We start from the raw sequence: 13,963 nt of genomic DNA on the forward strand, positions 1-13,963 counted from the left end.
AGGGTTTCAGGGGAAGGGATAAAATCGCTCGGTTCTCGGTGAGATCCTCTCGCCCGGGCGCTGTCTGCACCCCTTCGGTGTGTGAACAGGAACGCTTTTGATCGATTCCTGTGTGGGGTTGACCATGCAAGTCACAGTGCTCGGAGCCGGGAGCATGGGCCACGGAATCGCACAGGTCTCGGCGATGGCGGGCTACGATGTCGTCCTTCGAGACATCGAGTCCGAACTCGTCGACGACGGACTCGAGGGCATCCGAAAGAACCTCCAGGGTGGCGTCGACCGGGACAAGGTCACCGAAGGCGAAATGGAAGCGACGCTCGGACGCATCGAGGGCACGACCGACCTCGCCGCGGCCGTCGCCGACGCCGAACTCGTCGTCGAAGCCGTCCCCGAGGATCTGGACTTAAAGCAGGACGTGCTCTCGGCGGCGGAAGCCGAAACCGGCGAGGAGACGGTGATCGCCTCGAACACCTCCTCGCTCTCGGTGACCGAGATGGCGAGCGCGCTCGACCGGCCCGAGCGCGTCGTCGGCCTGCACTTTTTCAACCCGCCGCACCTGATGGACCTGGTCGAGATCGTGATCGCCGAACAGACCGACGACCGGACCGAAGCGTTCGCCGTCGACTACGTCCGCGAGATCGACAAGGAGGACGTGGTCGTCCGCGACAGCGCCGGCTTCGCGACCTCGCGCCTCGGTCTCGTAACGGGACTCGAGGCCATCCGGATGGTCGAGGAGGGCGTCGCTAGCCCCGCCGACGTCGACGAAGCGATGAAACTCGGCTACGGCTACCCCATGGGCCCGATCGAACTCGGCGACCACGTCGGACTGGACGTGCGCCTGCACATCGCCGAACACCTCCGCGAGGAACTCGGCGAGCGGTTCAAGCCGCCGCAGGCGCTGCGCCGGAAGGTCCGCGCGGGCAACCTCGGCAAGAAATCCGGCGAAGGCTTCTACGTCTGGGAGGACGGCGAACGCGCCGGCATGAGCGGCGACTGGGGTGAGGACGATGCGTGAGGACGACCTCGCCGCACTCGATACCGAACTCGAACTGGTCTCCGTCTCGGTCGGCGAGCACGCCGAGAAGGTCGGAACGATCGCCATCGAACGTCCCGACGCCCGGAACGCGCTCAACGGCCAGGTCCGAACCGAACTGAAGGAGGCCGTCGCCGCCGCGGAAGCGGACGACGCGGTGCGCGTGCTCGTCCTCACTGGCGGCGAGGGCTCCGGCGCGTTCGTCGCCGGCGCGGACGTCACCGAGTTCAAAGATCGCGGCCTCGTCGAGCAGCGCGAAGCCAGCGAGCGCCCGCGGGTCTACGAGAGCGTCGACGACGCGTCGATCCCCGTCATCGCGCGGATCAACGGCCACGCCCTCGGCGGCGGTTGTGAACTCGCACAGGCCTGCGACGTTCGCATTGCGGCGACGGGGTCGAAGCTCGGCCAGCCCGAGATCAACCTCGGCCTCATTCCCGGCGGCGGCGGGACCCAGCGCCTCGCCCGCCTCGTCGGCGAGGGCCAGGCGATGCGGCTGATCCTCTCCGGCGAACTCATCGACGCCGCGGAGGCGAAGGAAATCGGCCTCGTGGACCAACTCTACGACGAGGAGGAACTGGACGACGGCGTCTACGAACTCGCGAGTTCAATGGCCGCGAAGAGTCCGATTGCACTCGAGTTCGCCAAGAACGCGGTGAAGGCGAGTTCGCGAATGGGACTCGAGGAGGGGATCGAGTACGAATCGGAGCTGTTCGTCCAGTTGTTTGCGACCGAAGACAAGGATGAAGGAATCGGGGCGTTCCTCGAGAATCGGGAGCCGGAGTTTACGGGCGAGTAGTAAATCAACGTAAATAGTTCGATAAGTGAGTGGACCGTAATCCAATCGGGAATGTGATTTTTTATCACATCCATTTGATTGCGACTGGAAGTGGGAAACTGATGCGCTGGTGGTTCTGGGAGGACGCTATCGAAAACCACAGAACCGGCGGTAAACCGACGAGCGGGCATAATTGAACACAGTGTAAATTCCGCTTGAGCTTGCCAGTGGTGGTACAGCGGTCGTTTCACTGAGTTCCAGTATCGGGAATCCACGAGAAATCATAGAGAGCGGATATATGAGTCGATATGGTATATCTGCGGACGACTTCGAGTATAGGTGTGATCCGTTCGGCCGCTCGCTTCGCGCGGCGATGCTGCACGACCGATTCGTGGTACCGAGGGCCTCGCCGCGCCCGAAACCGCTTCGGGCACAGACCGACGCGACAGGGGCGCTTCCGGGGACTATCCCCGTTCCTCGGCGGAGCAGAGACTCGGGATATTTCGAATCGCTCGGCGCCATAGCGGCTTATTCGCTGTATAATAATCCCAGAACAGCCACGATGAACGATCGATGAATCTGCTCTGTCGGTCATCACTCTCTCCACTTCGGCAGTCGAACGCGCGGACGGGTTCTCCGACAGAACAGCGCGATCACGGGTCTCTTTTCGCCGCCATCGACGACGGGCGCTCGATCGCCGCTGCGTGCCTTCGGGACGCCGACAACGCAGTGGCATCGGCGTTGGCGTCGCCGTCGAAAGTCGCGTGCGGCGAGTGCACGCTGGGGCTCGGTACGCCGGATGGGGCGGTCGCCGTCAAGTCGGACGGCACCGAATCGCGACGATTGCACCAGAACGCATGAAACGGAGCATCACGAGCGGATTTCTCTCGATCGTCAGTATCAAATTTCTCCTGATCAGCCTCGACTTTCTCTCTTCACCGCTTTTGACCCGGTTTCTGGGCGAGGGATACGGTGACTACGCATTTCTGATGTCGATATTTGCGATCTACATGATCTTCGTCAGTTCGGGCGTCGGTGACGGCGTGCGAAAGTACGTCGCAGAGGAACGCGACAGGGACCACTGGGACGAACACGTCGTCGGGTTCTACCTCCGCCTGGCGATCCTACTCGCAGCGGTCGGGTGTTTCGGACTCGCTCTCGCGGTTCAGACCGGGTTCGTGACCGCCCAACTCGGGACGTCGTATCGGACGTATTTCTACCTCCTCTCACTGCTCGTCTTCACCTCCCAGTTTCGCGAGTACACGCGGCGGACCCTCATGGGATTCGGACTCGAGCGCTACTCCGAGCCGCTGCTCTTCCTCGATAAAATCCTGTTTATCACCGTCGGCGTCGGTCTCGCATCCCTCGGCCACGGCGTCCCGGGCGTGCTGATTGGTCACATGGTCGGCGCGGTCACGACATCGATCATCGGGATCGCGCTGATAAACCGGACGGTATCGCTGCGGACCGCGCTCACCCGATTGCCGCCCAAGGACTTTCCGCGCCGTGAACTGTTTACCTTCAATGCACTCAGTATCGTTCTCATCCTCTGTTTGACGTCACTCTACGAACTCGACGTCATGATGCTCGGAGTGCTCGGAACGACGCAGGAAACCGCCTACTACAAGATTTCACTCACGATCGCGGAGTTCCTCTGGATCGTCCCGCTGGCGCTGCAGAACGTGCTCTTGCACTCGACCTCGAACATCTGGTCGAACCACGACCGCGAACGGATCGACTCGATCGCCGCTCGCGTCACCCGATACACGCTGTTGTTTACGTTACTGCTCGCGATCGGCATCGGCTCGCTCGCCCCGGTCGCGCTACCGATCGTGTATCCCGCCGAGTACATCGCGAGCTACGTCCCCATCCTCCTGTTGCTCCCCGGCTGCGTCGGGTTCGCGCTGGCGCGACCGATCCTCGCGATCGGACAGGGCAAAGGCGACCTTCGCGTCCTCATCGCCTCGACCGGCGCAGCGGCAGTCGGCAACATCGTACTCAACGGGCTGTTGATCCCCCGATACGGAATGTACGGTGCGGGCGTCGCAACGAGCCTTAGCTACGGATTCATGTTCGTGTTTCACGTCTGGAGCGCCAGAGAAATCGGATTCGACCCGGTCACCGGCGCGCGAATTCCGCAGGTCGTTTTCGCGGGCGGGCTCGCTGCAATTCCGATCGGCCTGCTGGCACGAGTTCTCGGCGATTCGCTCCTCTCGCTGGCCGTCGTCCCGCCCGTCGGCGCGGCGGTCTTCCTCGCGGCCGCGCTCCTCGTCGGCGCACTCGACATGGACGAGATCATCGCCGTCCTCGAGGCCGCTCCGGACCCGATCGGTGCAATCGGTTCGACCCTCCGCGCTGAACTCGATGTCGCTGAGACCGACCGCGAAGCGGGCGGCAAGACGAGGATGGCCGTCGGTGACGACGGTGTGGCACCCGAAACGACCACTTCCGCTGACGACGACCGACGCGAGGCTGAGACGAGTTCCGCCGAGACAGGAGGGCAGTCACGAACGGCTGTGCAAGCCACCGACGAGTTCAGTGGCAGTGGGGGTGAGAGCGACGGCGGCGGTGGCGCGGAACGGCAGACGCTGACGAACCGGAACTGGAACCAGCTCGGTGACGCGACGACGACGATCCACTCACAGACTCTATCTGATAGCCGTACGGACGCATCGGCTGCTGGGGAGAGACAGCGACTGGAGGAACGAGAACGAGAGCAGGAACAGGGACGAGAACGGAACGCAGCGACGGCGGACGGTTCAGCGTCGGACACCGACGTGCACGAGCGACTGGAGACGCTCGAAACGGGGATCGAACGGCAGAACGACCGGCTCGAGAGTCAGCGACGGACGATCGAGCAGTTGATCGATGAACTCCGGCGAGGCCGGTAACGGGTCCGCGTCGCCGCGACCGAACGGGACAGGAGAGTACCGCGTTCAGTCAGCCGCTATCGGCTTCGCAGAACGCGAGTCGCCAGTTCGAGTCGTCCGTGAGCCGGCGCCCGGACCGGGTCCAGTCCAGCGGCGGCTCACCGGCCGGTCGGGCAACGTGTGTCGACGGCGAGGTGACCCACTTCAGCGGCGCTCGCTGGTCGCCGTGGAATCCCCGTGCTTGCAGCACCGACCGAGGGATCACCGATCCGGGCGCGGCGATAACGTCCGCGTCCCGGTTTTCTCGAAGCACCGCGTCGAGAAGCGCGGCCAGTGCAGTCCGCCGAGATGAACTCGTCCCCTCGGCGAGCGGGAGAACATCGGCGATTCGGACGGTCGTCGGGCCGTTCGTTCGGTTCCGGCGGCCGTAAACGACCGCCGCAGCGGGCGCTTCGTTCCGGGTTGTGACGACCGTTCGGTACGTCCAATGGGGATTCGCGAACCGCCACTCGTAGAACGTCTCGTCGCGGACGACGTGAAACTCCGGAATCGTCTCGGACGACGCCAGCGTCGCGAGCAGCGAGGCCGGCACGTGATCGTACCGCGAGAGTTCGATCGCGTCGCTCGAATCGGCGAGCCGATCCCGAATCGAGACGTACCCGCTCGCCAGCGAGCGGACGACCGACTCGACGGGCGCGAGTCGCGACAGCCACGCGGTCGGGTTCTGGAGGCGGTAGAACGTCTCCCGGTCGCTGACGACTTGCCAGCCGAGTTTGAGGTTCCCCGGAAGCGACCGGTGGTTCGGGAAATTGAAGAATACGTCCGCGTCATCGTACCGGTCGATCGCCCGCTCGGTCAGCCGCGTGAACAGCCCCTGTCGCTGGTGCTCGGGACGGACCATCGAATCGCACGGCTGAAAGGCGCTGAATTCGTCGTCGCCCGCAGCGAGACGGAGCGGGAAGAACGCTCGTGCACCGACGAGTTCGTCGCCTCGCCGTGCGATCATGATCGGGACGGAGTCGACGTACGGATTCCGTTCGTACTTCCACGCGAACCAGTCCTCGCCCATCCGTCCGCCCAGCACGTCGGCGAACAGGTCGAGAAACGCGTCCCTGTCGGCCGGTTCGTACTGTCGAATCTCGTACGGGTTCGGATCAGTCATCGGCAGCCATTCCGTTATGGGAGGGTCGTGGATTTGTGTCGAGGGCGACCCTCGTGTCGCACCCTGTCGGCGACCGTGGCCATCGTTTCGACGCGCACGTCGTCCGTCCGCCGACGGCGGTCGATGTACCGGATGATCGACCGCAGCCGCTGGTAGTGAGCCGGCGTTTGGAGGTTGTGGGGGTGAAGCCACAGGTGCAACACGCCGTCGGTTCCCGCAACGCGATCGATCCCGAATTTCACCTGTCTGACTACGGGATCTTCTCCGAACGCAGAAAACGGTTTCTTGTACTCCGCATCGAAGTTGAACAGGTAGATCGATGCCGGAACGTTGACCAGACCGTATTCGTCGACGTACGGGTTGACGATCGGGGGTGTCGGTTTGCCGACCACGGCGCTCGAGACTTTCGTCAACTGTCGGACCAACGTGCTCTGTGAATCTCGCAACTGATTCGTACCGCGATAGCAGTCGAATCCGCGCGCTTCGAGGGTGTCCCGGTGTTGGATTCGGTTGACGGGAAAGACGAACGACGTCAGGTCGTGACCGCGTCGTTCCGCGGCCTGAACGCAGTTTTCGATCTCTCGCGTCGCGAACTCCTCGTCCATCCGTTCGTGATCGAAATGAACGTGCGTGAATCCGTGACCGGCGATTTCGTGGTCGACGGCGGCGGTCTCGATCTCGCGGACGAGTTCGGCACCACACCAGATATCGTTCGCGGCAAGCCCCTCGACCGACTCCTGGCAGCAGCGTTCGCCGGCGGGGTGGTTCCGATGGGCGGTAGAACACGAGTTCAAGAACAGATGCCCGGTCACTGCCCACGTAGCCGGGATTTCGTACGTGTCGAAGAGTTCACAGAGGCGACGCCAATTCTGCCGCGTCTCGTGCAGAAACGACTCCGTGACGGCTTCATCGTGGAATCCCCAGCCGAGTTCCGCGTCGAGAGAGAGAACGATCGTCCCCATCTGATCACGTGAGCGGGCCCGGCGTGGTCGCTGCTCGGAACTGAACTCGCATCGTCTGGCAGGACAACGAGAGAGACTGGGGTCGGGTCGTCCTCGTCGCGTAACGTTGGCGGCTCATTCTGGTGGAAACGTTGATACCGCCGCCTATAGTACCCCAGACGTTAAATTGAGTTGGTTATTGTCCTACAAATATTGGCCATCTGAACCCGACTAGAGTGGCCGAAAGTCGTCCAAACTACTCAGGTTTCGTATGTTAGTTTGAACTCGAAGCCGAGAGTCGAAACTACCGTTTCGAACGCGTTGTTCCCGTCCGCGTTCGGCGGGCGCGACCGGTTGAGATACCTATTGCTACTAGTTATGGCTGTTGTCATCGGTGTCCGTTGTTCGTCGTAAATCCGTTCAACGCGGCGGCTGAGGCGGCGCGAGCCGATGTTTCACTTTCGAAACGGTTGGATCACTACGAATAGCGCCGTTCTGTTCGTGGAGACGCCGACCGGACCGCCCGGACGGTCTCCGTTCGCAAAGGACGACGATTTAAGCCGCCACCGGGCAAGGGTCAAACATGTCCCTGGAGCCGAGTGCCGACCCGGCCGCCGACCGGCGCGCGACTTACGACTACCGGAGTTCGGACGTCGATCGGCCGGCGCTGGTCGAGGACCTCACGCGACTCGTCACGTGTGAGATACGGGCGGATACGTACTCTCGACAGCTCTATGCGACCGACGCGAGCGCCTACGAACTGACGCCGATCGCCGTCGCGTTTCCGGAGTCGACCGCCGATGTCGCCGGCATCCTCGAGTACTGCGCCGAACGCGAGATTCCGGTCTTGCCCCGCGGTGGCGGGACGAGCCTCGCTGGGCAGACGGTCAATCGCGCCGTCGTGCTCGATTTCACGCGACACATGAACGAGATTCGAGAGATCGACTCTACCGGCCGAACGGCGACCGTCCAGCCTGGAACGATTCTCGGCACCCTGAACGAAGCACTCGCACCCCAGGACCTCAAGTTCGCCCCCGATCCCGCCTGGGGAGACAAAAGCGCCATCGGCGGTGCGATCGGGAACAATTCGACCGGCGCCCACTCGCTCACCTACGGCAAGACCGACGCCTACATCGAGTCCGTCGAAGCCGTCCTCGCCGACGGCACCGTCACCGAGTTCGGCGCGGTTACGCGGGACGAAATCGACGACCGCGCCGACCCGGACGGCGACCTAGAGGGACGGATCTACGCCGAAGTACAGCGGATCCTCGACGATCGAACCGAACTCGTCGACGAGACGTATCCGGACCTGAAGCGAAACGTCTCGGGGTACAACCTCGATCGACTGGTCGCCGAGTACAGGGGAGCAACGCTTCCCGGCGGCGAGGAGACGGGTGAACCGGGGACCGTCAACCTCGCGCGCCTGCTCGCCGGCAGCGAAGGCACGCTTGCGGTCGTCACCGAGGCGACCGTCTCGCTCGAGCCGGTCCCCGAGACGAAGGCGGTCTCGCTGCTTTGCTACGCCGACCTCCACCAGGCGATGGCGGAGGTCGAACCGATCCTCGAGCACGGCCCCGCGGCCGTCGAGGTGTTAGACGACGTACTGCTCGATCTCGCGCGAGAGACGGCCGAGTTCGGCCCCGTCACCGAGATCCTGCCCGAGGGAACGAACGCCGTCCTCCTCGTCGAGTTCTACGCGGACGACGCGGCCCGCGGCCGCGAGCAGGTCGCCGGCCTGCTCGCCGATCGCTGTCCGGACGCGACGGCCGAGGGTGAGCCGGCAGCCGATGCACCACGGACCGACGCCGAGCGCCGCGCGATCGACGCGCTCGAAGCCTACGACGACGCGGAGCGCACGAAGCTCTGGAAACTGCGCAAATCCGGCCTCCCGATCCTCCTCTCGCGAACGACGGACGAAAAGCACATCTCGTTCATCGAGGACACCGCGATTCCGCCCGCACAACTCCCGTCGTTCGTCGAGCGGTTCGAGGAAATCCTCGAGGAGCACGACACCTACGCAACGTTTTACGCCCACGCCGGTCCCGGCGTGTTGCACGTGCGCCCGCTCATCAACACGAAGACCGATGTAGGGCTCGACCAACTCCACGGCATCGCGGACGACGTGACCGATCTCGTGGTCGAACTCGGCGGCTCCGTCTCGGGCGAGCACGGCGACGGCCGCGCGCGCACCCAGTGGAACCGCAAGCTCTACGGCGAGGAACTGTGGGAGACGTTCCGGGATCTGAAGACCGCGTTCGACCCCGACTGGATCCTCAACCCCGGCCAGGTCGTCTTCCGCGAGGACGATCCCACCGACCTCCGAGAGCACCTGCGGTTCGACCCCGACTACGAGTTCGACGCCGGCTTCGATCCCGAACTCGAGTGGGATAACGACAACGGGATGCAGGGGATGGTCGAACTCTGTCACGGCTGCGGCGGCTGTCGCGGCGAGCAGGAGACGACCGGCGGGGTGATGTGTCCGACCTACCGGGCGAGTCGAGAGGAGATCACGGCGACCCGCGGGCGGGCGAACGCGCTTCGCCAGGCGATGAGCGGCGACATGGACCGGGGCGAGGCCGCCTCGGACGAGTTCGTCGAGGAGGTGATGGACCTCTGTATCGGCTGCAAGGGGTGCGCCGTCGACTGCCCGAGCGAGGTCGACATGGCGAAGCTCAAGGCGGAAGTGACACACGAGTACCACGGGCGTAACGGCGCGTCGCTGCGCGACCGGCTCTTTGCGAACGTCGCGACGCTCTCGAAGTGGGGCTCGCGGCTCGCGCCGCTGTCGAACGCCGCGGCGTCGCTGCCGGGGGCGCGCACGCTGCTCGAGGCGACGGTCGGCATCGATTCGAACCGGTCGCTCCCGACGTTCGAGGCGGTGACGTTCCGGGAGTGGTTCGCGGATCGCGGCGGCGCTCGCATCGCCGAGCGAGAGGCCGAGCGCAAGGCGGTCGTCTACCCCGATACGTACACCAACTACAGCAACCCCGCCGCCGGGAAGGCCGCGGTTCGCGTGCTCGAAGCTGCGGGCGTTCACGTGACGGTTCCGGACGAACTCGACGACACGGGCCGGCCGGCGTTCTCGAAGGGGTTCCTCGAGAAGGCCCGAACGACCGCCCGCGAGAACGTGGCGGCGCTCTCGCCGCTCGTCGCGGACGGCTGGGACGTCGTCGTCATCGAGCCTTCCGACGCGGTCATGTTCCAGTCGGACTATCTCGATCTGCTCTCGAGCGACTCCGCGGAGCGACTCGCCGGGGCGACCTACGGCGTCTGCGAGTACCTCGATGCCTTCCGCCTGGACGAGACGATCGAGTTCGGCGGCAGTTCGACCGACCGGTCGCTGACGTATCACGGCCACTGCCACCAGAAGGCGACGAAGAAGGACCACCACGCCGTCGGCGTCCTCCGCCGGGCGGGCTACGCCGTCGACCCGCTGGACTCCGGCTGTTGCGGGATGGCCGGCAGTTTCGGCTACGAGGCCGAACACGGCTCGATGAGCGACGCTATCGCGTCGATCCTGTACGAACAGGTCGCCGACAGCGACGGCGAGCGCGTCGTCGCCCCCGGCGCGTCCTGTCGCACCCAACTCGAGAACCGACCGACGGCGACCGGGAAGCCGCCGACGCCGATCGAACTGGTTGCAGCGGCGCTCGCGTAATAGGCCAATCCGGGCCGACTCGAGCGGAACTGGATCGCTGTTGTCGACGCGGTCGGCATGTACGGGTGCTTCGCCGCCGTTCTCCGTGGGCGAGCACTACGTCACGGTCGCCGAAATTACGCGTTACTCGCCGTCAGGATCTGCGTTGGAGGCGATAACGATGTCGTCGTACCGCGCGCCGGTCTGTTTCAGCGTCTCCGTCGAATAGAGTCGGTCGTGATCGACGGGCAGGTACTCCGCCGCGAGTTCGTCGATCTTCTCCTCGACGGCTGCGGCATCGCGGCCGTGAATCATGGTAAACAGGTTGTACGGCCAGTCCTGTGCCGGTCTGCGGGGTCGGTGATAACAGAGCGTGACGTAGGGTAACCCGCCGGCGCGCTCGCCCCAGGCGTCGAGTTCATCGTCGGGCACGTCCCAGACGACCATGCAGTTGGCGTCGAAGCCGGTGACGACGTGGTTGATGATACAGCCGATGCGTTTGATGCAGCCGTTCGCCCGGAGTCGCTCGATGGCGTCGAGAACGTCCTGCGTGGGATAGCCGAGTCGCTCGGCCACGTCGCGGTACGGCGTCGGCGAGAGCGGAAAGCCGTCCTGGATGGCGAGCAACAGGTCGGCCTCGAGTTCGGAGAGCGAGCCGGTGGCCTCCTCGCTGATGCGGGTGGCCGAGGTGTCCGTTCGGGTCGCGAGCGACTCGCGGGCGAAGCGGTCGGNGGTGGCCTCCTCGCTGATGCGGGTGGCCGAGGTGTCCGTTCGGGTCGCGAGCGACTCGCGGGCGAAGCGGTCGGCGTTGACGACGGGGAACTCGAGGTCGATGTAGTAGTCCGTGAGCATCGGGAGGTTGAGCACCGAACAGCCCGTTCGCTCCTCGATTTCCGTCAGGATGGCGTCGCGCCGGGCGCGAGAGCCGGCGGTGACGACGAACCAGATGTTCCACTCGTGGTCGCGGGCGTAGTTGTGATTGACCTGGCGGAACTCGTTGATGGTCGCCGCGATTTCGTCGAAGCGGTCCTCGGGTGCCCGCACCGCGGCGAGCGTCGAGGAGCCGATGACGGGCGGGTTGAGCACGGCACCGAAGCGGCGGACGATACCGGCGTCCATGAGCGCGCGGACGCGGTCGACGGCGGCCGTTTCGTCGATACCGAGTTCTGCACTCACCCGCTGGAAAGGACGCTCCTCGACCGGGAAGCCGCTCTGGTAGCCGTCGATCAGCGCCGCGTCGATATCGTCGATGGCGTCGCGCCAGTCCCCCGCCGGAGTGGTCATTGACGGCTCTAGGGAAACGGGACCCGTATCGCTTTCGGGTCGGCCTCGATGGCGCGGCATCCGTCTCCGGAGCGGAGAGTCATCGAGACCGGTGATACCGGCACACATGAAATACGTTTAACAGCTCTCTGAGCATGGAACAGTGCGGATGATGATGATTCGAACCGGACAGGTGTTCGAGACCGGAACCGCCGCACAGCGCGTCCGTACGGACGCCGATCAGTTTCGACTGGCAGCCGCGGTCGCGGGGTGACAGCGATGTGTACTCGCCTGGTCTACCTCGGACCCGACGGCCGCGTTCTCACGGCCCGCTCGATGGACTGGAAACGGGATATCGGAACCAACATCTGGGCCCTCCCCCGCGGCATCGAGCGGACCGGCGAGGCCGGGCCGAACTCGCTTTTCTGGACGGCCGAGTACGGGAGTGTCGTCGCAACCGCCTACGATGTCGCCACCACCGACGGCATGAACGAATCCGGCCTGGCGGCCAACCTCCTCTGGCTGCCCGAATCCGAGTATCCGGACCCCGATGACGAGACACCGACGCTCTCGATCTCGCTCTGGGCACAGTATATGCTCGACAACTTCGCTACCGTGGCCGAGGCCGTCGAGCACGTCCGCGAGGACGAGTTCGCCGTGGTGACCGACCAAGTGCCGGGCGAGGATCGCCTGGCCGCGCTGCATCTGTCCCTCTCGGATGCGACCGGCGACAGCGCGATCATGGAATACGTCGACGGCGAACTCGTCGTCCACCACGACCGCGACTACCAGACGATGACCAACTCGCCGACCTTCGACAAGCAGCGGGCGCTCGCCGAGTACTGGGAGCAGATCGGCGGCACCGTCATGCTCCCCGGTACGAACAGACCGGCCGACCGATTCGTTCGGGCACGATTCTACACGAACGCGATTCCACAGGTCGAGGATCGCCGCACCGCGACGGCGAGCGTGTTCAGCGTGATCCGCAACGTCTCCGTGCCACACGGCATTAGCACGCCGGATGCGCCGCATATCTCCTCGACGCGCTGGCGAACGGTCGCGGACCACAAGGACGGCATCTACTACTTCGAATCGGCGCTCACGCCGAACGTCTTCTGGGTCGAACTCGATGAACTCGACTTCTCGCCCGACGCCGCGGTCAGAACCCTCCAGTTGGGACCGGATCAGTCCGCCGTCTTCGCCGGCGACGTGTCCGATCAGCTAGCCGCAAGCGATCCCTTCCAGTTCCTCGGCGTTTCCGCCGAGTAGTGGCTCCCGTTTTGCCTCACTGACCATCGTGGCGATGAACTCGATGCTCGGCGTGTGACGGATGACCGAAGCCGATACTGTCTAGTTGATTCGGATCGCCGTCGCCGATCGACTTCGGGATTCTGCAACGGTAGGTGCCGGTCAGTAGCGGTGACGAACTTCCCGGGGTCATTCTTCGGTTAGTCGACGGCCATACTCGGATTGCATTACGTGGAGGGTGAGAAGCACCGGGAAGAGAAGAAGTGGCCACAACCACGAAACCATCAGAACAAGCAGGGTGAACTGCACGGCAAAGAGCATCAATAGAATATCTCTCTGCCTCTCGGTATCCATAGACATCGTATTATCATGCTGTGAGGGTTGCGATACATGTTCCGATTCTAACCAGTCACTTCGCACGGTGACTGAGGAGTTCTGTCACCGAATTCTCCCTCCTACTGATCGAATTGCAACGGCGTCCTCATGCCAGAAACGTCTCTTTGTGCCAACCGAGCGGTAGATATAAGTCACTACCGTTCAACAATTAGAACGGAAGCCATTAAACGGACACGAAAGTGTCCCGGATGTTGGGACCATCCGAGACGTGGCTTCCAAACCCACGAGGGTTTGCAGCCATGATTGCATACATACTCACGGGATATAAACATCCCGCACGACTGATGCATCATCCAATTCGATCAGCAGCAAGCATTTCCTGCCGACTTACGAGCGCAACGAGGTGTCAGTTGGAATGAGCGACGACGCCGACGACAGCGCCCATGGTGGCGATGGCGGGGACGATACCGACCACCCCGAACGACTCGACCAGTGTAAGCTACCGCGCTGTCCCCGCTGCGGAACGCCGATCGCACAGCGAACCATGATCGGCCCCGGCGAGGCCGTCGCCGGCCCCTGCGGCTGTCGCGTCGCTCCCAACGTCGGCACGCGATCCGACTCGGACCCCGACTGAGCCACAGCCACCGCAGGCCGAGTTCACACTCTGAACTCGGGTCGCGGCGGCCAGCCGAGTTGCC

At 64.0% G+C, this 13,963-nt stretch carries 9 protein-coding genes; 6 read left to right on the forward strand and 3 right to left on the reverse strand.

The window, feature by feature from the left end; all coding sequences use genetic code 11:
- Positions 1 to 124 precede the first annotated feature (124 nt).
- From C481_RS15805 to C481_RS15820, 3 genes are all read left to right on the forward strand, one after another.
- The gene (locus C481_RS15805) at positions 125 to 1,015 is read left to right on the forward strand and encodes a 3-hydroxyacyl-CoA dehydrogenase family protein (RefSeq protein WP_006110283.1); all 891 of its coding nucleotides are present in this window, start codon (positions 125 to 127) and stop codon (positions 1,013 to 1,015) included.
- Positions 1,008 to 1,829: an enoyl-CoA hydratase/isomerase family protein gene (locus C481_RS15810; RefSeq protein WP_006110284.1), complete on the forward strand. Its 822-nt coding sequence runs from the start codon at positions 1,008 to 1,010 to the stop codon at positions 1,827 to 1,829. Before C481_RS15805 ends, C481_RS15810 begins: the two co-directional genes overlap by 8 nt.
- Positions 1,830 to 2,665: 836 nt before the next feature.
- Positions 2,666 to 4,699, forward strand: coding sequence for a lipopolysaccharide biosynthesis protein (locus C481_RS15820; protein WP_006110286.1), 2,034 nt, complete (start codon positions 2,666 to 2,668; stop codon positions 4,697 to 4,699).
- Positions 4,700 to 4,748: 49 nt separating this feature from the next.
- Here the strand turns inward: C481_RS15820 and C481_RS15825 are convergent, their stop codons facing one another.
- Positions 4,749 to 5,840, reverse strand: coding sequence for a GNAT family N-acetyltransferase (locus C481_RS15825; RefSeq protein WP_006110288.1), 1,092 nt, complete (start codon positions 5,838 to 5,840; stop codon positions 4,749 to 4,751).
- Between the two features lie 14 nt (positions 5,841 to 5,854).
- Positions 5,855 to 6,802, reverse strand: a complete 948-nt coding sequence (locus C481_RS15830; RefSeq protein WP_006110289.1) for a polysaccharide deacetylase family protein — start codon at positions 6,800 to 6,802, stop codon at positions 5,855 to 5,857.
- Between the two features lie 562 nt (positions 6,803 to 7,364).
- Here C481_RS15830 and C481_RS15835 point away from each other — a divergent pair.
- On the forward strand, positions 7,365 to 10,439 hold the full coding sequence (locus tag C481_RS15835) for an FAD-binding and (Fe-S)-binding domain-containing protein (RefSeq protein WP_006110290.1): 3,075 nt from the start codon (positions 7,365 to 7,367) through the stop codon (positions 10,437 to 10,439).
- A 123-nt stretch (positions 10,440 to 10,562) separates the two neighbouring features.
- On the opposite strand, the gene ahbB is transcribed toward C481_RS15835, so the two are convergent.
- Complete coding sequence (gene ahbB, locus C481_RS15840; protein WP_006110292.1) at positions 10,563 to 11,702, reverse strand: siroheme decarboxylase subunit beta; 1,140 nt, start codon at positions 11,700 to 11,702, stop codon at positions 10,563 to 10,565.
- Between the two features lie 258 nt (positions 11,703 to 11,960).
- On the opposite strand from ahbB, the gene C481_RS15845 reads away from it, so the two are divergent.
- The gene (locus C481_RS15845; RefSeq protein ID WP_049904701.1) at positions 11,961 to 12,950 is read left to right on the forward strand and encodes a linear amide C-N hydrolase; all 990 of its coding nucleotides are present in this window, start codon (positions 11,961 to 11,963) and stop codon (positions 12,948 to 12,950) included.
- A gap of 730 nt (positions 12,951 to 13,680) precedes the next feature.
- On the forward strand, positions 13,681 to 13,899 hold the full coding sequence (locus tag C481_RS15850; RefSeq protein WP_006110295.1) for a hypothetical protein: 219 nt from the start codon (positions 13,681 to 13,683) through the stop codon (positions 13,897 to 13,899).
- The last annotated feature ends 64 nt before the right edge of the window (positions 13,900 to 13,963 follow it).

This window comes from Natrialba asiatica DSM 12278 (assembly GCF_000337555.1).
GTDB classification, from domain to species: domain Archaea; phylum Halobacteriota; class Halobacteria; order Halobacteriales; family Natrialbaceae; genus Natrialba; species Natrialba asiatica.